This is a genomic window from Asanoa siamensis (genome assembly GCF_016862555.1).
Taxonomy (GTDB): domain Bacteria; phylum Actinomycetota; class Actinomycetes; order Mycobacteriales; family Micromonosporaceae; genus Asanoa; species Asanoa siamensis.
The window spans coordinates 93465-116136 of record NZ_BONE01000001.1; the positions used below are offsets into that span (position 1 = coordinate 93465).

Annotated in this window: 16 protein-coding genes; 13 read left to right on the forward strand and 3 right to left on the reverse strand. The window is 73.6% G+C overall.

What is annotated here, in order from left to right; all coding sequences use genetic code 11:
- Window positions 1-14: 14 nt before the first annotated feature.
- The 4 genes from Asi02nite_RS00410 (at window position 15) to Asi02nite_RS00425 (ending at window position 7027) form a co-directional block, all read left to right on the forward strand.
- Window positions 15-2393 carry a LuxR C-terminal-related transcriptional regulator gene (locus tag Asi02nite_RS00410; RefSeq protein ID WP_239126370.1) on the forward strand — a complete coding sequence of 793 codons (2379 nt, stop codon included), beginning with the start codon at window positions 15-17 and terminating at the stop codon, window positions 2391-2393.
- A 175-nt stretch (window positions 2394-2568) separates the two neighbouring features.
- Window positions 2569-3621: a hypothetical protein gene (locus tag Asi02nite_RS00415; RefSeq protein ID WP_203710031.1), complete on the forward strand. Its 1053-nt coding sequence runs from the start codon at window positions 2569-2571 to the stop codon at window positions 3619-3621.
- A 99-nt stretch (window positions 3622-3720) separates the two neighbouring features.
- Window positions 3721-5511 (forward strand): dynamin family protein, encoded by a 1791-nt coding sequence (locus tag Asi02nite_RS00420; protein ID WP_203710032.1) that lies wholly within the window; start codon window positions 3721-3723, stop codon window positions 5509-5511.
- Between the two features lie 43 nt (window positions 5512-5554).
- The gene (locus tag Asi02nite_RS00425) at window positions 5555-7027 is read left to right on the forward strand and encodes a dynamin family protein (protein ID WP_203710033.1); all 1473 of its coding nucleotides are present in this window, start codon (window positions 5555-5557) and stop codon (window positions 7025-7027) included.
- Between the two features lie 14 nt (window positions 7028-7041).
- Here the strand turns inward: Asi02nite_RS00425 and Asi02nite_RS00430 are convergent, their stop codons facing one another.
- Window positions 7042-7578 (reverse strand): hypothetical protein, encoded by a 537-nt coding sequence (locus Asi02nite_RS00430; RefSeq protein ID WP_203710034.1) that lies wholly within the window; start codon window positions 7576-7578, stop codon window positions 7042-7044.
- A gap of 154 nt (window positions 7579-7732) precedes the next feature.
- Here Asi02nite_RS00430 and Asi02nite_RS00435 point away from each other — a divergent pair, with 154 nt between their 5' ends.
- From Asi02nite_RS00435 to Asi02nite_RS00445, 3 genes are all read left to right on the forward strand, one after another.
- Window positions 7733-9757, forward strand: coding sequence for an Hsp70 family protein (locus Asi02nite_RS00435; protein ID WP_203710035.1), 2025 nt, complete (start codon window positions 7733-7735; stop codon window positions 9755-9757).
- A gap of 87 nt (window positions 9758-9844) precedes the next feature.
- A complete protein-coding gene (locus tag Asi02nite_RS00440) occupies window positions 9845-12577 on the forward strand; it encodes a helix-turn-helix transcriptional regulator (protein ID WP_203710036.1) in 2733 nt (910 codons plus the stop codon).
- 92 nt (window positions 12578-12669) lie between these two features.
- On the forward strand, window positions 12670-13893 hold the full coding sequence (locus Asi02nite_RS00445; protein ID WP_203710037.1) for a sensor domain-containing phosphodiesterase: 1224 nt from the start codon (window positions 12670-12672) through the stop codon (window positions 13891-13893).
- Between the two features lie 91 nt (window positions 13894-13984).
- On the opposite strand, the gene Asi02nite_RS00450 is transcribed toward Asi02nite_RS00445, so the two are convergent.
- The gene (locus Asi02nite_RS00450) at window positions 13985-14509 is read right to left on the reverse strand and encodes a GNAT family N-acetyltransferase (RefSeq protein WP_203710038.1); all 525 of its coding nucleotides are present in this window, start codon (window positions 14507-14509) and stop codon (window positions 13985-13987) included.
- Between the two features lie 200 nt (window positions 14510-14709).
- Window positions 14710-17733 carry a S8 family peptidase gene (locus Asi02nite_RS42220; RefSeq protein ID WP_203710039.1) on the reverse strand — a complete coding sequence of 1008 codons (3024 nt, stop codon included), beginning with the start codon at window positions 17731-17733 and terminating at the stop codon, window positions 14710-14712.
- A gap of 250 nt (window positions 17734-17983) precedes the next feature.
- Between Asi02nite_RS42220 and Asi02nite_RS00460 the strand changes: the two genes are divergently transcribed.
- The 6 genes from Asi02nite_RS00460 to Asi02nite_RS00485 are packed head-to-tail and all read left to right on the forward strand — an operon-like array spanning window position 17984 to window position 22665.
- Window positions 17984-18439, forward strand: a complete 456-nt coding sequence (locus tag Asi02nite_RS00460; RefSeq protein ID WP_203710040.1) for a hypothetical protein — start codon at window positions 17984-17986, stop codon at window positions 18437-18439.
- On the forward strand, window positions 18432-18833 hold the full coding sequence (locus Asi02nite_RS00465; RefSeq protein ID WP_203710041.1) for a hypothetical protein: 402 nt from the start codon (window positions 18432-18434) through the stop codon (window positions 18831-18833). Before Asi02nite_RS00460 ends, Asi02nite_RS00465 begins: the two co-directional genes overlap by 8 nt.
- Window positions 18834-18890: 57 nt before the next feature.
- Window positions 18891-19664 (forward strand): alpha/beta hydrolase-fold protein, encoded by a 774-nt coding sequence (locus tag Asi02nite_RS00470; protein ID WP_239126371.1) that lies wholly within the window; start codon window positions 18891-18893, stop codon window positions 19662-19664.
- A gap of 23 nt (window positions 19665-19687) precedes the next feature.
- Entirely contained in the window at window positions 19688-20803 is a 1116-nt protein-coding gene (locus Asi02nite_RS00475) for a calcium:cation antiporter (protein WP_203710043.1), read from the forward strand.
- Window positions 20804-20822: 19 nt separating this feature from the next.
- The gene (locus Asi02nite_RS00480) at window positions 20823-21905 is read left to right on the forward strand and encodes an alpha/beta hydrolase (protein WP_203710044.1); all 1083 of its coding nucleotides are present in this window, start codon (window positions 20823-20825) and stop codon (window positions 21903-21905) included.
- Window positions 21906-21921: 16 nt separating this feature from the next.
- Window positions 21922-22665, forward strand: coding sequence for an esterase family protein (locus Asi02nite_RS00485; protein WP_203710045.1), 744 nt, complete (start codon window positions 21922-21924; stop codon window positions 22663-22665).
- Window positions 22666-22672 lie beyond the last annotated feature (7 nt).

The following is a 22672-nucleotide window of genomic DNA, read 5'->3' on the forward strand; positions in this document are numbered from 1 at the left end:
GCAGGCTGCGCCTCGTGACGGTGGTGGTCGGGGTGGACGGAGCCGGTCGGACGCACCGGCTGCGCGCCCTGGCCCCACCCGGCGCGGTCTGGATCACCCCGGACCACCCCGGGGTGCCCACGGCCGCCGCCCCTGAGGGGCGTTCCTCCCTGCCGACCGACAGTCCAGGCATCGGTTCCGCACTGGTGGTCGACGACCCCCACCGGCTCGATGACGCGACCCTGCGCGCGGTGTCCGATGTGGCCCGCGGTGGCGTGCCGGTGCTGCTCGGCCGGCGCCCGACGCTCGACCGGCCCGCGCTCGCCGACCTCGACGAGGCGGCCGCCCGCACCGGGGTGGTCCAGCTCGACCCGCTCGACGCCGCCGCCGTCGCCGCGCTGACCGGCCGCGCCGACCTGCACGAGGCCTCGGCGGGATGGCCCGCGATCGCGACACTCCTCGCCACCGGCGGGCTGCTCCCCCGCGTCCAGCGCCGCCTCGCCACGGTGCCGCCGGCCGTGGCCGAGGTCGCCCGCGTCGTCGCGCTCGGCCTCGACCTCGACGACGACGTGCTGGCCACCGCGGCCGGCCAACCCGCCGACGTGGTGCCGGGCGCGCTGCGGGAGCTGCGCGATCTGGGTTTTCTGGTGCCAGCCACCGAGCGGCTGGTGCCGGCGGTTGCCGCCGCGCTGCTCGACGACCTCGCCCCGGCCGAGCGCCGCCGGGTGCACGCGCGGGTGGCGGCCGCGCTCGCCGCCTCCGGCGCGGATCCGGTGGCGGCGGCCACCCAGTTGCGGGCCGCCCGGATCCGCACCGGCGCCGACGTGTTCCGCGCCGCCGGCGACCGGCTGCGCTTCACCGACCCCGCCGCCGCGATCGGCTGGTACGCGGACGCGGTGGACGCGGGCGCCGACCCGGCCCTGGTCGCGGCCGGGCAGGCGGAGGCGGCCGCCCTGGTCGGGCTGCCCGCCGACCCGGCACCGGCCGGCGACCCGGACACCGCGCACCGGCTCGCCCTGGTCGCCGGCGCGGTCGCCACCCACGACGGTCGAGCGGCCCGCGCCGCCGACGTGCTCGCCGCCGCGGCGCCGCCGGGCCCGCTGCTCGCGGTGCCGGCACTGGTCGCGCTGGGCCGGGCCGCGGCGGCCCGCGAGCTGCTGGCCGGGCCGGCGGAGGGCAAGCCGCTGACCCGGCCGGCGGAGGGCGTGGACCTGGCCGCGGCCGACGTGGTCGGCACGTCCGCGGGCTCGTTCGTCGGCGCCGGCGTCGCGTCGGGGCCGGCCCGACCGTTTTGGCTGTTGGCGGAGGCGGTGCTGGCCGCGGGTGCGGAGCCGGCGACCGCCGTACCGCTGCTGATCGAGGCCGCGGAAGCCGCGGAGCGGGTGCCGCCGGCGGTGGTCCTGCCCGACACGCCGCACGCGTGGGGTGCGGTCGTCGCGGTGACCGCCGGCGACGCCGCGACCGCCGAGCACCTGCTGGGCCGCGCCCTCGACCGCGGCGTCGGGGGCCCGGTCGGCGCGCAACGACACCGGCTGCTGCTGGCCTGGGTGCGGATGCGGACCGGCCGCTACGACACCGCGGTCGCGGAGCTGCGCCGGACCGGCGCCGGGCTGCCGGGCCGCGAGGTGCTGCTGGCCGCCGCGCTGCGGGCCGGGCTCGCCCGCCGCTCGGGTGACATCGCGACCCTGCGCGCCGCCTGGTCGGGCGTGGAGCCGGTGCTGGCCCGGCAGGCCGTCGATCTGTTCCAGGCCGAACAGGTGGAGGAGCTGGCGGTGGCCGCCATTCGGCTGCGCCGGCCGGGCCGGATCGCACCCGTGCTCGCCGCGCTCGACGCCGCGGTCGCCGGTCTGGGGCACCCGCCGGCCTGGACGGTCACGGTGGCGTGGCTCCGGCTGCAGCTCGGGGTGGCCGCCGACGACCCGGCCGCGGTCGCCGCGGCCGCCGACGCGCTCGCGGCGGCCGGTCCGGTGCGCGGTCGGCAACGGGCCCAGGCGGTCGCCGCGGAGGTCTGGACCCGCTCGATGGGCGGCGACGTCGACGCCGCCTCCGTCGTCACGGCGGTCGAGGGGCTGGCCGCGGCCGAGCTGCCCTGGGAGGCGTCCCGGCTGGCCGGGCACGCGGCCATCCGCACCGCCGACCCGGCCGCCGCCCGCCGACTGCTGGAGGTGGCCCGGGAGCTGTCCGGTGTGGAGCAGGAGCGGGCGGCGGGCGAGAGCAACGCGGCCGGGCTGTCGGAGCGCGAGGTCGAGGTGGCCCGGCTCGTCCTCGACGGCCGTACGCACAAGGAAATCGGGGCACAGCTCTACATCTCGCCGAAGACCGTCGAGCACCACGTCGCCCGGATCCGCGTCAAGGTCGGCGCCACGGATCGGGCCGAGTTCGTCGCCGCGTTGAAATCGCTGCTCAATTCCTGACAGTCCGCGTCATGACGGGGCCGTTTCGCGGTCTGCTGAGTACCGGCTCGCACCCCCTAACGCGTCCCCCCAGGCAGGGGGGACTTCCCGATGTCCCGGGGGTGGGCCGGCGGCGAGGCTGTACTCACACCCCGCCAGACAGGCCGGGAGCGATCCTCTGAAGGGGGAGAAGGAAATGCAGAACGTCGAGCTCACCAACCTCCTGGTCAACTTCATCAAGGAGCTGGCGACCGATCCGCAGAAGGCCCTCCAGTTCGTCCAGAACCCGCAGGGTGAGCTGGCCGCCCAGGGCGTCACCGAGCACGACCTGTCCGGTCTGGACATGCCCGCCATCACGCAGATCGCCTGCGGCGAGCCGGGCTTCCCGGCCGACGCGAGCCGGGCGCTGCAGAGCTACACCAGCGGCGGCGGTGGCGGTGGCGGCGGCTACAACCCGCCCGCGCACCCGGTCACCTCCGGCTCCCACTCGATGGAGCAGGTCGTCCAGCACCTGACCTACGTCACCCAGGTGACCAACGACAACGACATCATCAACGAGATCGTCGACCAGAGCACCAACGTCGAGGTCGGCGACGACTTCGACGGTGACATCGACATCGACACCAACAACGCGAACGCGTCCGGCGCCGGCGCCGTGGCGGTCGGCGAGGCCGACGGGGGCGTCAACGCCGCGACCGGGGCCAACTCGCAGGTCGTCGACGGCGACGTCGAGGGCGACAACCTGTTCAACAGCGACGGCGCCGTCTCCGTCGACGGCGACCTCGAGGCGCCCGTGGTGACCGGCGTCAACACCGGCATCGTGGCCGACGGCGACGTCGACGACGCGATCGTGGGCAACAACAACCAGCAGCAGGCCAACGACGTGGACGTCGACGGCGACAACGACGGTGTCATCAACTTCGGCGACGGCGACGTCAACAACGTCAACGACTCGACCCTGGACAACTCGAACGTCGGCTCCGGCACCAACATCGCCGACAACGACGACTCCGCGATCGGTCTGGGCGACGGCGACACCCGCAACGAGGACAACGACACCACCATCACCGAAAACACGAACGTCAACGCCGAGGACTCGGTGGTCAACACCGAGCAGGGCCCCGGCGACCAGGACGCCGACTTCGAGCCGGAGATCGACGTGGACCTCGGCCTGCCGCCGGTCCGCACCCTCGACGAGCCCGACGAGCCGGCCCTGCGCGACAACCAGCCCGAGGACGCCCCCGCCTGAGGCAACCCCTAAATCCACATACGACTCGCCGACAGCGGGCGGTCGGGCCACCCGGCCCGGCCGGCCCGCTGCGGTGTCCACTCCGGAGGGACCGCAGCGATGAGCACCGCAGCAGCGGGGTCGCCCACGAGCCCGGCCACGGCCCTGGTCGACCTCGGCGTCAAGGCCTGCACGGCGTACGGGCGGGAGGATCTCGCGGCGCGGCTGGGCCGGATCCGGGCCGGGCTCGACGACCCGGCGGTGCACATCGTGGTGGCCGGCGAGTTCAAGCAGGGCAAGAGCTCACTGATCAACGCGCTGCTCGGCATCCCGGTCTGCCCGGTCGACGACGACGTGGCGACGGCGGTGCCGACCTTCGTGCGGCACGGCGCCGAGAAGACCGCGACCGTCGTCTACGAAGGACGGCGCGAGACCGTCGACTTCGCCGACCTGCGCCGGCACGTGGTCGAGGGTGCCGAGGGCGCCCGGCCGGCCCGGGTCGACGTGACCGTCCCCCGCAAGCTGCTCAGCGGCGGTCTGGTGCTGGTCGACACCCCCGGCGTCGGCGGGCTCGGCTCCGCGCACGCCGCCGCCGGCCTGGCCGCGATCTCGGTGGCCGACGCGGTCCTCTTCGTCACCGACGCCTCGCAGGAGCTCACCCGCAGCGAGGTCGAGTTCCTGCGCCAGGCCAGGGAGCTGTGCCCGACGGTGGTCTGCGTGCTGACGAAGATCGACTTCTACCCGGCCTGGCGGCGGATCCGCGACCTGGACGCCGGCCACCTGCGGATGGTGGGCGACATCCCGTTGATGCCGGTCTCGTCGCCGCTGCGGACCCGCGCGGTGCGCGCCAACGACCAGCCGCTCAACGTCGAGTCCGGCTTCCCGGACCTGGTCAAGTTCGTGCAGGAGCGGGTCGGCGGCGGCGCCGCGGCCCGCCGGTCCGCCGACGCGGCCGCCGACGTGCTCGCGGTCTGCGAGCAGCTCGCGGGCCAGTTCACCGCCGAACGGGAGGCGCTGGCCGACCCGGCCAACGCGCAGCGGATCGTCGACGACCTCAACGCCGCCAAGCGCCGGGTGGAGGAGCTCAAGACCGCGGCCGCGCGGTGGAGCGTGACGCTCAACGACGGCACGGCCGACCTGACCGCCGACGTCGACTTCGACCTGCGCGACCGGATCCGCAAGATCACCACGGAGGCCGACGACGCGATCGACGAGGTCGACCCGGCCGACATGTGGCCCGAGATGGAGGAGTGGCTGCGCGCGCGGATCTCATACGACCTGCTCGGCAACTACACCTACCTGCGCCGCCAGGCCACGGAGCTGAGCGAGCAGGTGGCCAGCCACTTCACCGAGGCGTCGGGCGAGGCGGTCGGGCTGCTCAAGGTCTACAACCCGAGCTTCCTGGTCGAGGAGCGCGAGGTCGAGCACCGCATCGAGCTGGCGAAGATGACCGCCGGCAAGCAGGTGATGGTCGCGCTGAAGAGCGCGTACGGCGGCGCCCTGATGTTCACGATGCTCGGCAGCCTGATGGGCGTCGCGCTGGGCCCGATCGGCATCGGCATCGGCGTGGTGATGGGCCATCGCGGCCTCAAGGACGAGAAGAAACGCCAGCTGGAGCGGCGCCGCGCGCAGGGAAAGAACGCGATGCGCCGCTACTGCGACGAGATCAGCTTCGTCTCCGGCAAGGACAGCCGCGACACCGTGCGCCGGGTCCAGCGCCAGCTCCGCGACCACTACACCCGGCTCGCCGAGGAGCTCAACCGCTCCACCGCAGCCGCGCTGGCCGCCGCTACCGACACCGCCAAGCGCTCGCAGGCCGACCGCCAGAAACGGCTCAAGGACCTCGACGCCGAGCTGACCCGGCTGGGCCAGCTCCGCGACCGCGCGACCAAGCTGGCCGGTGCCGCGTGAGCCGGCCCCGTGGCCCGGCTCCCGCGCGGAACGAGGCCGGCGGATGAGTCTGGTCGCGCGCACCCGCGCCGCGCTCGATCGGGCCGCCGCCGTCTACCGCGGCAGCGGGTTCGACGCGCGGATCGCCGAGGTCCGCGAGCGCCTGGACGAGCCACTGCGGGTGGCCATCGCCGGCCGGGTCAAGTCCGGCAAGTCCACCTTGCTCAACGCGCTCGTCGCCGACCGGCTCGCACCCACCGACGCGGGCGAGTGCACCCGGATCGTCACCTGGTACCGCGACGGCCACACCTACCGCGTCACCCTGCACCCGCGCAGCGGCGCACCGCGCCAGTTGCGGTTCAGCCGCGACGACGGCGCGATCGAGGTCGACCTCGGCGGCGTCCGGCCGGAGGACGCGCACTCCCTCGACATCACCTGGCCGTCGCAGGCGCTGCGCCGGGCCACACTGATCGACACCCCGGGCATCGGCTCGCTCTCCGAGCGGGTGTCCCAGCGCGCCTGGGAGCTGCTCGCGCCCGACGACGAGGAGACGCCGGCGGACGCCGTCGTCTACCTGATGCGCCACCTGCACGCCAAGGACCTGGAGTTCCTGCACGCCTTCCACGACACCGAGGTGTCGCGGCCCAACCCGGTCAACGCGATCGGCGTGCTGTCGCGGGCCGACGAGATCGGCGTGGGCCGGCTCGACGCGATGGCCTCGGCGCGCCGGATCGCCACCCGGCTGGGCGGGGACGCCAACGTCCGGCGGGTGGTGCAGACCGTCGTACCTGTGGCCGGGCTCCTGGCCGAGACCGCGGCGACGCTGACCGAGACCGAGGTGCGCCACCTGCGCGCCGTCGCCGCGCTCGAGGTCAAGCCGGCCGAGGAGCTGCTGCTGACCGCCGACCGGTTCGTCAACACCCTGCCCGAGCTGGGCCTGACGTCGATCGAGCGCGAGTCGCTGCTGGCCCGGTTCGGCCTCTACGGCATCCGGCTGGCCAGCACGCTGCTCCGCCAGGACGGGCAGACCACCGCGACCGGGCTGGCCCGCGAGCTGACCGACCGCAGCGGCCTGACCGACCTGCAGGAGGTGCTCGGCTCGCTGTTCTTCGAGCGCCGCGACGTGCTCAAGGCCCGCTCGGCGCTGCTCGCCCTGGACGCGCTGGCCCGCGGCCGGCCCCGCACCGGCAGCCCCGCGGTGGCGGCCGAGGTCGAGGAGATCGTCGCGTCGGCCCACCCGTTCAACGAGCTGCGGGTGCTGGCCACGCTGCGCGCGGGCTGGCTGGGCGGCAAGCCGGCGGTCGTCGAGGAGCTGGAACGGGTCATCGGAGGCACGGGCACCGCCCCGCACATCCGCCTCGACCTGCCGCCGGACGCCGCCGTGGGCCAGCTGCGCTCCACCGCGTCCGAGGCGCTCGTGCGCTGGCAGCGGCGGGCCGAGAACCCGATGACGGCCCACGAGATGGCGGTCGCGGCCCGGGTGGCGGTGCGCTCCTGCGAGGGGCTGCTGGCCGACCTCGACGGACGGGCGCGCTGACCATGGTGCCCCGCTCAGCCGTCCAGGTCGTCGAGGTCGTCGGGCTCGTCGTCGGCGTCGTCGTCGTAGAGCGCGGCCGACGGTGTCGGCTCCTCCGGGTAGGCGGGTTCGCCACCGGCGGCGACCGGCTCGTCGTCCAGGTCGCCGTCGGGGCTTCCGTCGAGGTCGAGGTCCGGGTCCGGATCGGGCCCGGCGGTGTGGTCGTCACCGGCGCCGAAGGCCAGCTCCAGGGGCTCGGTGGCCGGGGTTTCGTCGTCGCCCACCGGCGCGGCGTCGTCGAGATCGGCCTCGGTGCCGGGCGCGGTGGCCAGCAGCGCGGCCCAGTCGGCCGGCTCGCCCGGCTCCGCGTCGACCGGGACGCCGCTGTGCGCGGTGACGAACGGCGCGAGGTGCTCGGCGACCTCCGCGGGCGCGCTGCCGGCGAAGCTGACCACGGCCTCGGCCACCAGATCGGGCGGCAGGTCGTGGCCGGCGCCGGCCAGCGCCTCGGCGGTCGCGGACGGGTCACCGACGAGGTCGGTGAGTACGTCCTTGAGCGGTCGCGCGTCCATGCGTCAACCCTAGGGCGGCTGCCCGCCCACCTCCGTCGGGGACTTCCCCGTGCCTGCCCCCCAACCCGGTCGGACTCCCGACAGCACCGGGCGTGGGTCCGCGCCATCCAGAACACTCGATCCAGCCACTGCCCACGATCACGGAGCGACCGCGATGTACGCACTCGGCGTTGACCTCGGCACCACGTTCACGGCCGCCGCGACCTGGCGCGCGGGGCATGCGGAGATCGCCACGCTGGGCAGCCGGGCGGCCGCCGTACCGTCGGTGGTGCTGCTCCGTGAGGACGAGACGTTCCTGACCGGCGAGCCGGCCAACCGGCGCGGGCTGAGCGAGCCGCACCGGGTGGCCCGCGAGTTCAAGCGCCGGTTCGGCGACACCACGCCGATCCTGCTCGGCGGCGTGCCCTATTCGGCGGAGTCCCTGATGGGTCGCCTGCTGCGCTGGACGGCCGAGGAGGTGGCCAGCCGGGAGGGCGGCCGGCCCCAGGCGATCACCGTCTCGCACCCGGCCAACTGGGGTCCCTACAAGACCGACCTGCTGCGCCAGGCCGTGCGGCTCTCCGGCATCGAGGAGCCGGTCTCGTTCATCACCGAGCCCGAGGCCGCGGCCGTGTTCTACGCCAGCCAGCAGCGCATCGACACCGGCGCCGTGGTCGCCGTCTACGACCTGGGCGGCGGCACGTTCGACGCCGCGGTGCTGCGCAAGACCGCCCAAGGCTTCGAGATCCTCGGCCAGCCGGAGGGCATCGAGCGGCTCGGCGGCATCGACTTCGACGCGGCGGTGTTCCACCACGTCACCCAGGCCCTCGGCGGCAAGCTGGGCGAGCTCGACGAGGACGACCCGGCCGCGATCGCCGCCGTGGCCCGGCTGCGCGAGGAGTGCGTGGCGGCCAAGGAGGCGCTCTCCGCCGACACCGACGCGTCCATCCCGGTGCTGCTGCCCAACGTCTCCACCGAGGTCCGGCTGACCCGCGGCGAGCTGGAGGCGATGGTCCGGCCGGCGCTCTACGGCTCGATCGAGGCGCTGCGCCGCGCGGTCCGCTCGGCCGGTGTCGAGGCCGAGGAGCTGCACTCGGTGCTCCTGGTCGGCGGCTCCTCGCGGATGCCGATCGTCGCGCAGCTCGTGGCGGCCGAGCTCAACCGGCCCGTGGCGGTCGACGCGCACCCGAAGCACGCGGTCGCGCTCGGCGCGGCCCGGCTGGCCGGAACACCGGCCGGAGCGGCCGTGCCGGGGCCCGACGTCGCGGCCCGCGGCTCCGCCACGGTGGTCATCCACCACCCCCCGACGCGGGCCAGCGGCTCCGCCCCGGTCAGCGCCCCGCCCATGCCCAGCGCCCCGGTCAGCCCGGCGCGACCGGTCAGTCCGGCCCGGCCGGTCAGCCCCGCGCCGACCGCGCACGCACCGATGGGCCGACCGCCCGCACGCCCCGCCCCACCGGCTGCGCCCACGTCCGGCCCACCGGTCTCGAGCCCGCCGCGCGCCCCCCGGTCCGAGGAGGTCACCGCCCGCCTGCAACAGCCGTTCTCCCCCGGCCGCGCGGGGTCGGCCCCCCGCCCCCACCAGGTCCAATACGAGTACGCCGCCCCCCGCCCACCGGCGCCCGACCCCACCCCCACCCGCCCGCGCGGCCGCGCCCTGCTCGTCACGTCGGCGGTCGTGGTCGTGCTGGCCCTGGCGGGCGCCGCGCTCTGGGTCAACCGCGGCAACCTCGGCCTCGGCGGCGCCGACCCGACGAACGCGCCGACCAACGCGGCCGCCGCGACCCTGCCGGCGCTCCCGCCCGAGGAGGAGTGCACCCAGGCGATCCAGGCCAACCCGCGCTGGGTCTGCATCAAGCTGGCGTTCGTCGACAACGAGAAGTTCGTGGTCGAGTACGACGCCGAGTGGGCCGGTGCCGCCCCGCAGAACAGCGGCGGCTTCCACCTGCACATCTACGGCGGCGACGGGCGCAACCCGCCGGCGGAGCGGATGGGCTACCAGTCGGACCAGCCCGGCCGGTTCTATCTCGAGGACAAGCAGCCGTCGGTGCGCTCGGTCACGGGCGCCAACTACCGCGACATCATCGGTGACAACCCGAAGGTGTGCGCCCGCATCTCCGACGCCGCCGACCATCTCGTCAAGGACACCAAGGGTGGTTACGGCACCGGCAACTGCGTAACCATCCAGGACCGCCGTTAGGTTGCCACCACCAGGAACGTTTCGCTTTCGCAAAAAAGGCCGGTCCACCGACCGACAGGGAACAAACCGCAAGGCAGACTCGCTTTCGTGGCACTCAACCGCGACACGGCTCCGGTGGGCCGGTCCGACGTGCTCGACCAGCTGCACGCCCGGCTCGCCGCGGGCGAGAGCGTGGTCGTCTACGGACCGGCCGGCATCGGCAAGTCCACCGTGCTCGCGGCCTACCCGGCGCTGGCCGGCGACGCCCTGGTGCTGCGGGCCAACGCCGCCGAGGTCGAGTCCGGCCTGCCCTACCTGACGCTCGTCGACCTCTTCGACGGGATCAGCGGTGACGGCCTGCCCCGCCACCTGCGGGCGGCCTTCGACGGCGCCCTGCTCCGGGGCGCCGCCCCGGTCACCGCGCAGGACCAGCTCGCGGTGCGCCTGGCCACCCTCGAGGTGCTCCGCCGGCTCGCCGCCAACCGCACCGTCCTGCTGCTGGTCGACGACCTGCAGTGGGTCGACCCGCACAGCGCCGGCGTGCTGCGGTTCGTCGCCCGCCGGCTGGGCGGTGCGCGGGTCCGGCTGCTGGGTGCCGAGCGCGTCGACGCCGCCGGCCCGCGACACACCGACCTCTGCCCGGCGCCCGTCAGCGAGCTGCTCCTGCCGCCGCTCACGGAGTACGACACCGCCGATCTGCTCCGGGTGCGGTTCGGCCCGGTGCTGTCGCTGTCGACCATCGCCCGGCTGCACGAGGCGAGTCAGGGCAACCCGCTGCTCGCCGTCGAGCTGGGCCGCACGCTGGTCGCCCGCGGCGGCACCATCGGCGTCGACCAGCCGCTGCCGGTGCCCGAACGGCTCCGGCCGCTGCTCGCCCAGCGGCTGGCCAACCTGCCCGCACAGAGCGGCCCGGTGCTGCTGCGCGCCGCGGCGGCCGCCCGGCCGACGGTCGCGCTGATCGGCCGCGACGGCGACGCCAAGGCCGGGCTCGACGCGGCGATGCGGGCCGGCCTCGCCACCGTCGGTCCGGACGAGACGGTCCGGTTCGCCCACCCGCTGCTGCGCGAGCTGGTCTACGCCGACGCCACCCCGACGGCCCGGGCCGCCGCGCACGAGCACATCGCCGCGCACACCGACGACTCGGTCGAGCGCGCCCGGCACCTGGCGCTGGCCCGCCCGCACGCCGACGAGGACCTCGCGTCCAAGCTCGCGGAGGCGGCCACCACCGCGCAGATGCGCGGCGCCCCGGCCGTCGCGGCCGACCTCGCCGAACGGGCCGCCGAGCGGACGCCGGCCACGCTGCTCGGCCTCGTCGCCGCCCGCCGCTACGCCGCCGCCGAATACGCCCAGGCCGCGGGCCTCACCGCCGACGCGCACCGGCTGGCCTCGGCGGCCCTCGCCGCCGCCGACGACCCGGCCGTCCGCGTCGGTGCCCGGCTGCTCATCGTCGACCTCGCCGGCCAGGACCAGTCGGCGGTCGGCCCGGTGCTGGACGCCGCGTACGCGGACGCCGGCGACGACCCGGCGCTGCTCTGCCGGGTGCGGCACTACCGTGCGCTGAAGGCCTACTACGACGCCGACATCGAGTTCGCCGACGCGGAGCTCAAGCGCGGCGAGGCGGAGGCCCGCGAGGCCGGCGCCACCGAGCACCTCGTGTCGCTGCTGGCCACCCGCTCGCTGATCCGCGGCGCCAACGACCCGGAGAGCACCGAGCTGCTCAGCCGGGTCGCGTCGCTGGCCGCCGAACTCCCGCCGAGCACCGAGAGCGTGCACGCCGCGGCGAGCTACGCCCGCGGCCGGATCTACGCGGGCGACATGGCCGAGGCGACCCGGGTGATCGAGGTGCAGCGCGACGCGGTGCTGCGCTCCGGCACCCTGCGCGACCTGTCCTTCGTGCTGCTCGCGAGCGCCTCGATCTACTCCCGCTCCGGGCGCGGCGCCGACGCGCTGCGGGCCGGGCGCGAGGGCATGCGGCTGATCCTCGACATGGAGGCGACGCCCGGGCACGGGCTGGTCGTCGGCGCGCTCGCCGAGGCGCTGGCCGGCTCGCCGGCGGTCGCGGCCAACCTGCTGGTGCAGGCGGTCGAGGCCTGCACGGCGGCCGGCGACGAGGACTGGCTGCGGCTCGCCCACGCCGCGTACGGGCAGGTCCAGCTCTTCCTGGACGCGCCGGAGGCGGCCGTCGCCGAGTTCCGCAAGGCGCGCGAGCTGGAACGCCGGCTCGGCCGCAACGACCCGGCGATCTTCCTCTGGCACGCCGACTTCGTCGAGGGGCTGACCGCGGTCGGCGCGCTCGACGAGGCGGCCGAGGTGCTGGCCGAGACCCGCGCGGTGGCGACCATGCTCAACCGCGGCGTCGTCCAGCTCGGACTGTCCCGGGCCGGCGCGCTGCTGCGGGCGGCCCAGGGCGAGCCGCGGGAGGCGGCCGTCGACCTCGCGGAGGCGCTGGCCGAGGCGGGCGACCGCCAGTACCCGATGGAGGTCGCCCGGGCCTGGCACACGCTCGCGACGCTGGAGCGCCGCGCGCACCGCCGGGGCGCGTCGCGGTCCGCGCTGGTCCAGGCGGTCGCCGGGTACGCCGCGGTCGGCGCGGCACCCTGGCTCGCCGCGGCGGAGGCGGAGCTGTCCCGGCTCGACGGCGGCCAGGGCCCGGGGTTGTCCGAGACGGAGCGGCGGATCGTCGACCTCGTGCTGGCCGGCGCCACCAACCGGGAGATCGCCCGGGCCACCCATCTCTCCGTGAAGGCGATCGAGGCGAAGCTGACCCGGCTCTACCGCCGGCACGGCGTGCGCAACCGCGCCCAGCTCACCCGCCTGCTCGGCGCCGCGCCGCCCGGTTGACCTGCCTGGGCTGATTCGCTGACCCGCGAGCCCGTCGCTTGTTAGCGTCGCGGTTGCGGAGGTCTTCGGGACCCGAGGGAGGCCTGGTCGCGATGTGTGCCGAACGGTCACCCGACACAGCGTTCGAGGCGATCCTCCGGGAACGCGCGATCTTTCCGCTTTTCCAGCCCGTGGTGGCGATCGCCGACCGCTCCGTGGTGGGCTTCGAAGCGCTCGCCCGGGGCCCGAAAGGCCAGTACGAGACGGCGGGCGCCCTGTTCGACGCCGCCGCCCGGCTCGGCCGCTCGATGGACCTCGACTGGCTGTGCGCGGGCGCCGCCGGTGAGCACTTCGTGGCCTCCGGCCTGCGGGACCTGGCGCTGTTCGTCAACCTCGACCCGTACACCTTGAGCGGTCCGTTCCGGGAGCGGCTCCTCGACGTGTTCGCGGGGCTCATGCGCGACGGGCAGCAACTGGTCATCGAGATCACCGAGCGGTCGGTGACCCAGAACCCGCCCGCGCTGATGGACGCCGTCCTCCAGGCGCGCCGGATGTCGGTGCGGGTGGCCCTCGACGACGTCGGCGTCGAACCGTCGAGCCTGGCCGCGATGCCGCTGGTCAACCCCGACATCATCAAGATCGACCGAAGCGTGGTGCAGGCCCACTCGCCGACCTGGGCGGTCTCGCACGTGGTCAACGCCGTGCTGCACGAGGCGACCCGCAGCGGCGCGCAGATCCTCGCCGAAGGCATCGAGAGCGAGGAGCACCTGGACGTGGCCCGCTCACTCGGCGCGACGCTGGCGCAGGGCTACCTGTTCGGCCGTCCGGCGCCGCTGCCGTCCAGGGTGCGGCCCTCGACGACCACGCTGGCCCGGGTGACGGCGCGGCAGGTGCCCGAGCGGACGCCGTACGAGATGCTCTCGGGCACGGACCAGGTCAACCCGACCACGCCCGCGCTGCTGGCGGCCATGACGGGACACATCGAGAACCAGGCCCTGCACACCGACGACGCGGCGATCCTGGTGGTCAACGTGGGCCACGTGGACAACCTCGACGACGAGGCCCGGCTGCGGTACGGCTACATGACCACCCGGGGAGTCGAGGTCTACCTGCTGGGCCACGGCGTGGCACCCGAGCCGGGCGGGCGGATCCGCGGGGTGCCGCTGGACGCCACGGACCCGCTGGTGCACGAGCGGGCGGCGCTCTTCATCGGCAGCCACTACGCCAGCGGGGTGTTCGCCCGGGAGGCGGGGACGGGCTTCGAGGCGGGCGTCTGCTACGACCGCGAACGGATCGTCGAGGCGACACTGCCCCTGGTGCGCCGACTGCGGAAATAACGCCGGGCTCGGGTCCGCGGTGGGCGCGACCGTCGCTCCCGCCAGACACCGCTCCGCTTCGCTACGCTGCCCGGTCCGCGGTTGGACACCCCTAGATCGGCTTGTGGTAGACGACGAAGTCGCAGGGTGTGGCGAGCCGGGGCGCGAGCGTGGGGTGGGCCTGCTCGAACTGGTCCCGGCGGATGGCGCGGTAGCCGAGGCGTTCGTACCACTCGCGGAGGAACTCCTTGACCGGGTGCGTCCAGTCGCGCGGCACGAGCAGTTCGAGCTGCATGGTGCGGGCGCCTCGGCCGCGGGCCCAGGCCTCGGCGAAGCGGACGAGCTCGCGGCCGATCCCGGCACCGCGGTGCGCCGGGCTTGCGACGAGCATCCCGAACTCGCCCTCGCCGCCGGGCAACCGTTGGACCCGCACGGCACCGACCAGCGCCGCGTCCAGGCGGGCGACCGCGAACTCGCCGGCTTCGAGGACGGCGGCGACCTCGGCCTCGTCGGTCCGCCGCGTGCCGGGCACCCAGAGCCCCTTCTCGGCGTCGGCATAGACCTGGTTGACGAGGTCGGTCAGCTCCGCCACGAATGCGGGCTCGGTGGACCGGTCGATCGAGACCTCCAGCACCATCGAGCCACCGTAGCGCTCACCGGACGTTAAGTGGGGTTCGGCCTCGAGCCCAGCCCACCGCGGACCTGGCGAGCGGAGCGCAGCGCAGCGGTCTCCGGCGGGAGCGACGGTCGTGCCCCCGGCGGACCCGGGCAATGATACTTGTCCGGGCATCGAGAAGGGCGCCCCCGAGGCCGGGGACGCCCTTCTCGCAACCGGGGTTACGCCACGACCATGAGGTTGGTACGCCCAAGGGTGGTGGTGCCGTCGGTGTACTCGATGACCCCGAGGTAGCGCTGGCCGGCCGTGAGGCCGTTCCAGGCCGCCGTCACCGTGGCCGAGCCGCCGACCGTCACCGGCTGGCTGGCCGGGGTGACGGTCAGGTTGCCGGCGTTGCCCGCTCCGACCGCCCAGCGGTGGAGCTTGACGTCGACGGCGCTCGGCGCGGCGAACACGTCGACGAACGCCACGTACGTGCCCGGCTCGGTGACCGTCACCGTCTCCTCGGAGGTGCCGCTGGCGCTCTGGCCGACCAGGGTCAGCGCGCCGCCGGCGCCCTGCCGGTAGACGGCGATGTCGAGGTCGGTCCCCGCCGGGTAGTCGGCGTCGAAGGTCGCGAACCGGGCGACCTTGGTGCCGGCCGGCACGTCCATGGTGACCGAGACGATGTCGCTCGCGGTGGCCGGCGCGTTCACGTTGAACGCCGTGGCCGGGTTCGGGGTCAGGTTCCACTGGTCGACCGTGGCCGCCTGCAAGCCGTGGCCCTGCGCGGCGAGCGTGCCCGCGTAGCCGGCGGTCACCGGCAGCGCGACCTGGCCGCTGGCGCCTTCGCCGCTGCGCTCCAGCGGCACCGCGGCCGGCACCGGCCGGACCGCGATCGCGCTGCGCACGTCGTGGCCGAGCAGGTCGCGCCAGCGCAGCGAGCCGAAGGCCCATTCGCCGAAGGCGGCGGTGGTACGGGTGATCGTCACCTTGAACGTCTGCTTCTTGCCCGGCAGCAGGGCGATGATCTTCGGCGAGACGTCGACCTTGAAGCCCGCCGGTGCCTGCACGGTCGGCAGGTAGAGCGCGGGCAGCTTGCTCACGTTGGTGACCGTGCGGGTCAGCGTCTGCTTGCCGGCCAGGTCACCGACGGCGAGCGTCGGGTTGTTGAAGTCGCTCGGGTCGACGGCGCCGACGGTGTCGCAGGTGTCCTGGCCACCCGAGGTGATGTGCACCCCGATGCCGCAGGAATATTGCAGCCACTGGGTGATCCCCGAGTCGTAGACCAGGCCCGGGTCGAACGCCTCCTTGGGCGTGACCTGGCCGGCGCCCATCTCCAGCGGGTTCGCGTTGCTGGCGTCGGCCTCGTCCTGGATGGCCTGGCCCTCGTTGTCGCGCACGCTGGCCGTGGTCATCAGCGCCGACTTGACCATCATCGGCGACCAGTTGGGGTGCTTGGCGAGGATCAGCGCCGCGATGCCGGCGATGTGCGGGCTCGCCATCGAGGTGCCGCTGCTGGTGTCCCACAGGTTGCCGGAGTGGCTCGGCGGGCCGGTCGCGGCGACCACGTCGACGCCCGGCGCCATGATGTCGGGCTTGAGCAGGTCGCCGCCGGTGGAGGTGCCGGGGCCGCGGCTGGAGAACGTCGCGACGATCGGGGCGCGGACCTTGGCGTTGCTGGCCGCGGAGATCGTCGCGGTCGCGTTGCCCTCGGCGATGTGCGCCTTGACGGCCGTGCCGGCGGCCAGGTCGACGTGGATCGACGGCACCGCGTGGTAGTCGGCGTTGAGCGTGTTGGGCGTCGGGTTGAACTGGATCATGCCGACGCCACCGGCGTTCTTGACCGCGAGGCTCTTGTCGACGCGGTTGTTGTTGCCGCGCTCACAGAGCACGATCTTGCCGGCGACCTTGGCCGGGTCGAGCTGCGGCGGGTTGCTGACGCATTGGGCGGCGAACTGCTCGGTGCTGCCGGGAGCGCCGCTGGTGCGGCCGTCGACGACCGGCGCGGTCACCGCCTGCGGTCCGGTGCCGACGCCGTTGAAGACCTGGCCGTTGCCGAGCGTCAGGGTCTTGGTGGCGGACCGGTCGTGCGTGCCGGCGGCGACGGTGGTCGTCCACGGCATGCCGTTGTCGACGGTGGAGGCGCCGGGGCCGGCGTTGCCCGCCGAAGCGGCGACGAAGATGCCGGCGTTGGCGGCGTTCAGGAAGGCGAGCTCGACGGCGCTGAAGTTGTCGTCGTTGTCGCCGATGGAGTAGTTGATAACGTCCACACCGTCGGCGACGGCCTGGTCGATCGCCTTGACGATGTCGTCGCTGTTGCCGGTCGACTGGGTGCCGGCGGCGTTCGCGTACAGCACCTTGTAGATCGACAGGCGCGCGGCCGGCGCCATGCCGGAGATGACACCCGCGACGGCGCCGTTGATGGTCGCGGTCACGTCGTGGTTGCCGGCGGCGGTGCTGGCGGTGTGCGAACCGTGGCCGTAGAAGTCCCGCGGCGAGTCGAACTCACCGGGGTTGACCCGGGAGATGCCACGGGCGGCGTACCAGCGGGCGCCGATCACCTTGTTGTTGCAGGAGACCGGGGCCTCGGTGCCGGGGTCACAGCTGCCGCGCCACTTGGCGTCGATGACCTTCTGGTCCTTGCGGGGCGTCGGCAGCGGCCCGAAGCTCGGGTTCTCGGGCCAGAAGCCGGAGTCGATGACCCCGATGATCATGCCCTCGCCGGCCTTCTCGGCGGCGCCGAACTGCTTGCGCCAGGCGCCGGTCTGCCCGTCGAGCCCGAGGAATTCCGGTGTCGTGAAGGTCTCGCCGTGCACGATCTCGTTCTTCCAGACGTTGGCGACGCCCGGGGTCCGCTTGAGCCGCTCGGCCTCGACGGCGGTGAGGTCGGCGGAGAACCCGGCGAACACCAGCGTGTAGTCGTGCCTGACCTTGCTTGTGCTGAGGCCGGCCCGGTCGAGCACGCGGGCGCGGCTCTGGGCCAGGTGCTGGCGGTAGGCCCGCACGTTGCGGCTGGAGCTGTCGAGCTTGGCCCCGCCGCTGACGCGGGTGGGCGCCAGCCCCGCGACCCCACCGTTGTAGGTGGCGGCGGGCGCGTCGGTGGTCTGCACGATGTAGCTCTGGGTGGGCGCGCCCCCCGCCACCGGCGCCTCCGGCGGCGCGGCCTGCGCGGGCGCACTGGTCAAAGTGAACGCGGACAGGGTCGACACAGCGACCAGCGCGATAACCGAGCGACGCCGCCCGGCACGAGGGATGCCCAACATGGACGGCAGACTATGGTCCGCATAGACGCGCGCTAAACCCTCAAAGCTCCCGATGAGGGTCAGGTGAAGGGTTGAATCAAGGGACAACCCGCGAGGGCCGTGGTACGCCCGCACGGCTCCCGACGCAGCAGCATAGGTCTATATCCCACCGACGCCAAGCCCGTCCTGTATCCGACCCCGGGATTCCGCTTCGGGCCTGACAGCCGCGACCTCCCATCTATAGCCTCCGATGCATCGGGAGGAGGTGTCGATGGCGCGTGGCCGAGGGCTGCTGATCCGCAAGGCTCTGGAGTTCCTCCGGAAGACGGTCAGGCGCGCCCGCCGACGACCGGCACCACGGCACGGCCCACCCAAGCCGACAGGCGGGTTCGAGGCGCGCCCGATCAGCCGCGACCGACACGGCTTCCTGACCGACGGCCGATACCGCGTCAACTCCAGGGAGAATCTCAAGCACACCCACGGGCAGGCCTTGGCCGGCAAGAGTTCGTTCTACCCTGGCACCGACGTCGACCGGCTCACACTCGAAGCCGCACAACGCGCCGACAGCGCCAACCTCTGGAACCTCAAGGAGGGCACGAAGGCGAGGGTGACCTTCGACGACCACATCGGCACGCACGGCGAGACGGGTCGGCCCACCAACGTGGTCAACGTCTATCGCCGGAAGTCGCGGACCATCCACGCATCACCAGGGAGCCCAGTTGATTGACCTTGATCCGGCGCTGCGGCCGTGGGTCGACGGTGCGCCCGCCGCCTGGGATGTGCGCGAAGCGGTCCGCGTCGCGGAAGACATCGCGGCGGTACGCTCCGTCGGCGTCGACTGGGAGCCCGGCGACGAGGAGTGGGTCCATGTGGTCGACGAGCGGATCCTCGCCCAGATCAGCAAATTCTTCCCGCTCGCACTGGTCCTCGGAGACGATCTCGCGGAGGTGTTCCGCTCGCGGCACGCCGAAGTGACGACGGTCGTGATCACTGCCGCCGACGCGGAAGAACTGCGCGCCTCCCCGGACCTGCTGCAGCGAACGGTGCTCTCCGCGGGCTGGAGCGACGAGTTCAACCCGGAGCAGTTCAGCGCGCTCGACCTGTTCCTCGAAAGCGTCTAAGCCGCGCATAACGGACGGGCGCGCCGTGGCGTTGGGCAGGGTGTGCGACGTCGGGCGTTGATTAACGGGGCCGTTCTTGCTGCTGCCGGGTGTGCGGTCGCGGCCGTCAGTGGGCTGGCGGCCGCTCAAACCACCGAGACCGAGGCCGCCGCCGGTGATGAGCGGCTCGAGCGTAAGCAGTCCGTTTCCCGGCAGAAGGCCGTCGACTTCTACACCGCCGTACCCGCCGGGCACGGCGACGGGAAAGGGCTTCCCGTCTGTCTCGTCCTGCATGGCCGGACGAGCCGGCCCGAGGACTTTCAGCGGCTCGGGTTCGGGCGGGCGCTCACCCGGGCCGTCGAGAAGGGCGCTCCGCCCTTCGTTCTCGCCGGCGCCGACGGCGGCTCGCGCGGGTGGCGGCCGCACGACGGTGACGATCCGCAGCGGATGGCGTACGAGGAAATCCCCAACTGGTGTGCCGAGCGCGGCTTCGACATCTCGCGCCTCGCCGTCTGGGGCTGGTCGATGGGTGGCGCCGGCGCGATCCGGCTCGCGCAGACCTTCCGCGGGTTCGTCAAGGCCACCGCCGCCTTCTCGCCCGCCGTCCGGCGCGGGGACGACATCTTCGAAAACGTCGCGCGGCTGCGCAACCACCCCCTCGGGCTCTGGTGCGGGCTCGACGACGACCTGCTCGAGAACGTCCGCGCGCTGCAGATGGCCCTGCCCCTCCCACCGATCGCCGGGCACTACAGCGACGGTGGGCACGACATGAGCTACTGGAAGTCCGTCATGCCCGAAGCGTTCCGGTTCGTCGGGGGCATGCTGACGAGGCCGGCGCCCAGCCCGACCTGAGAAAGCATGGCACCTTTGGTCGCATGACAGCGAAGGCGACAGCGACCAGACGTGCGTACCTGACAAACTGGACAGTCAGCGTCCCGATCGTCGCGCTGATCGCCCTGCTGCTCACCTGGGGGCGTGAGCTGTCCGGCCCCGTCGTGGTGGTCGTCTCGCTCTGCCTCGCCGGCGCCGTGCTCGCCGCCGTACACCATGCCGAGGTCGTGGCCGCGCGTGTCGGCGAGCCGTTCGGTTCCCTCGTGCTCGCCGTCGCCGTCACCTTCATCGAGGTCGCGCTGATCGTCACCCTGATGATCAGCGGTACGCCCGAGAAGACCGCCTCCCTGGCCCGCGACACCGTCTTCTCCGCCGTGATGATCACCTGCAACGGGATCGTCGGGCTCTGCCTGCTGGTCGGTGCCCTGCGCCGCCGGATCGCGGTGTTCAACCCGGAGGGCACCGGCGGCGCCCTCGCCACCGTCGCCACCCTGGCCACGCTCAGCCTCGTGTTCCCGGCCTTCACGACCAGCGAGCCCGGCCCCGAGTTCTCCCCCGCCCAGCTCACCTTCGCGGCCGTCGCCTCGCTCGGCCTCTACGGCCTGTTCGTCGCGGTGCAGACCGTCCGCCACCGCGACTACTTCCTGCCGATCACCAGCGCCGGCGAGGTCGTCGACAGCGAGGAGCACGCGGACCCGCCCTCGCACACCGCCGCGCTGGTCAGCCTGGGGCTGCTGACCGCGGCCCTGATCGCGGTCGTCGGCAACGCCAAGTCGGTCTCGCCCACCATCGAGAGCGGCGTCGCCGCGGCCGGCTTCCCGCCCACCGTGGTCGGCGTGATCATCGCGCTGCTGGTGCTGCTGCCGGAGACCCTCGCCGCGGTCCGGGCCGCGCTCCGGGACCGGGTCCAGACAAGCCTGAATCTGGCGTACGGTTCGGCGATGGCCAGCATCGGCCTGACCATCCCGGCGATCGCGATCGCGTCGATCTGGCTCGACGGCCCGCTCACCCTCGGCCTGCCGGCCACGCAACTCGTGCTCCTCGGCCTGACGGTCGTCGTCGGCATCCTGACCGTCGTGCCGGGGCGGGCGACGCCGCTGCAGGGCGGCGTACACCTGTCGTTGCTCGCCGCTTTCGTTTTCCTCGCGGTACGCCCGTGAGCACCGTTACAGTGCGGCGATGGGATGGGTGGACGGTCGGCTGACGTTCCGTTACGCCGATCCGCAACGCCGGCTCGCCGGTGTGAGCCTGGCGCAGCACGCCGGCCTGCCCCGGGAGGTGCTGGAGTTCGACTACCGCGACCAGGCCTGGCACCTCGACCTGCGCGCCCCGGCGGCCTGGCGGCTGGAATACCAACTGCGGCTGCGCCACCTCGACGGTCGTGAGGAGACCGTCAACGACCCGGACAACCCGGCGCGGGTCGGCGGCGCGTTCGGCGACAAGTCGGTGCTGCACCGGGCCGACTACGTCGAGCCGGCCTGGCTCGATCTGCCCGGCGCCCGCGGCACCTGGCGCGAGCTGACCGTGCCGGCGCCCACATTGGACGCCGACATCCACGCGCGCACCTGGTCGCCGCCGAGCGCCGGCGAGCGCGTGCTGGTCGCCAACGACGGCCCGGAGTACGACAAGCTGGCCGACCTCGGCCACTACGCGGCGGCGATGGTGGGCTCGGGCTCACTGCCCCCGTTCCACCTGGTGCTGCTCGCGCCCGGCGACCGCGACAACTGGTACTCGGCCAACAACGCCTACATGGCCGCCCTCACCGGGCCGGTGCTCACCCGCCTGCGTCGGGAGCTCGGCTTCACCGGAAAAATTACCGGTATCGGCGCGAGCCTCGGCGGCCTCGCGATGCTGCACGCGCAGCGCCGCGCCCCCGCCGCGTTCGCCGGCCTGTTCCTCCAGTCCGGCAGCTTCTTCCGGCCGCGGCTGGATCCGCAGGAGTCCGGCTTCCGGTACTTCAACCGGATCACCCGGTTCACCGGACCGGTCGTGGCGTCGGAGTTCGCCGCGCATCCCGTGCCGACTCTGCTCACCTGTGGCACCGTCGAGGAGAACCTGACCAACAACCGGGAGATGGCGGAAGCGTTGGCCCGCACGGGCTATCCGGCGGAACTCGTCGAGGTGCCCGACGGGCACCACTTCACCGCCTGGCGGGACGCGTTCGATCCGCACCTCACCCGGCTGCTGGCCCGGTCGTGGGGCGAGACGTCCTGGAGCCTGGGCTCGTGGGGCCCGGGGGCCTGGGGTTCGCGAGCGTTGTAGAGCGAGAGGAGCGCGCGTGCGGGAACACTGGGTCGAGCTGTTCTCCCCGGCCATCGGCACGGCCGGCTCCGTGGTCCGGTACGGCCACTTCGGCCGCCCCGTGCTGGTGTTCCCGTCCGAGCAGGGCCGCGCGAGCGACTTCGCCGGCAACGGGATGGTCGGTGCCGTCGCCGACCTCGTCGACGCGGGCCGGGTGAAGCTCTTCTGCGTCGACTCGTACGACGCGGCCTCGTGGGCGGCCCGCGACCTGCCGCTCGAGGAACGCGCCCGCAAGCACGGCGCGTTCGAGTCCTGGATCGTGGACCAGGTGGTCCCGTTCATCCACCAGGACCAGGGCGAGGCGGCCGACATCATCGTGACGGGCTGCTCGATGGGCGCCTTCCACGCGCTCAACTTCGCCTGCAAGCGGGCCGACCTGTTCCCGCTGGCGATGTGCTTCTCGGGCAACTACGACCCGGCGGCCTGGCACGGCTGGGGCGACCGCGGCGAGGCGACCTACTTCAACACCCCGGTCGACTACCTCGCGAACCTGCACGGCGACCATCTCGACTGGCTGCGCTCGCGGCTGTCGGTGCTGCTGGTCTGCGGCCAGGGGCAGTGGGAGGACACGACCGGCGCGCTCGCGTCGACGCGGCGGGTGGCCGGCCTGCTCGCGGAGAAGGGGATCAAGCACGAGCTGGACCTGTGGGGACACGACGTGCCGCACGACTGGCCGTCGTGGCGCGCGCAGTGGGCACATCACCTGCCACGTTTTTGTTGAGGGAGGC

Coding starts and splice junctions, on each gene's coding strand:
- Asi02nite_RS00435 (WP_203710035.1), top strand. CDS start 7,733: ATGTACGCACTCGGCGTTGACCTCGGCACCACGTTCACGGCCGCCGCG.
- Asi02nite_RS00450 (WP_203710038.1), bottom strand. CDS start 14,509: ATGGTGCTGGAGGTCTCGATCGACCGGTCCACCGAGCCCGCATTCGTG.
- Asi02nite_RS42220 (WP_203710039.1), bottom strand. CDS start 17,733: ATGTTGGGCATCCCTCGTGCCGGGCGGCGTCGCTCGGTTATCGCGCTG.
- Asi02nite_RS00420 (WP_203710032.1), top strand. CDS start 3,721: ATGAGCACCGCAGCAGCGGGGTCGCCCACGAGCCCGGCCACGGCCCTG.
- Asi02nite_RS00480 (WP_203710044.1), top strand. CDS start 20,823: ATGGGATGGGTGGACGGTCGGCTGACGTTCCGTTACGCCGATCCGCAA.
- Asi02nite_RS00475 (WP_203710043.1), top strand. CDS start 19,688: ATGACAGCGAAGGCGACAGCGACCAGACGTGCGTACCTGACAAACTGG.
- Asi02nite_RS00445 (WP_203710037.1), top strand. CDS start 12,670: ATGTGTGCCGAACGGTCACCCGACACAGCGTTCGAGGCGATCCTCCGG.
- Asi02nite_RS00430 (WP_203710034.1), bottom strand. CDS start 7,578: ATGGACGCGCGACCGCTCAAGGACGTACTCACCGACCTCGTCGGTGAC.
- Asi02nite_RS00460 (WP_203710040.1), top strand. CDS start 17,984: ATGGCGCGTGGCCGAGGGCTGCTGATCCGCAAGGCTCTGGAGTTCCTC.
- Asi02nite_RS00415 (WP_203710031.1), top strand. CDS start 2,569: ATGCAGAACGTCGAGCTCACCAACCTCCTGGTCAACTTCATCAAGGAG.
- Asi02nite_RS00425 (WP_203710033.1), top strand. CDS start 5,555: ATGAGTCTGGTCGCGCGCACCCGCGCCGCGCTCGATCGGGCCGCCGCC.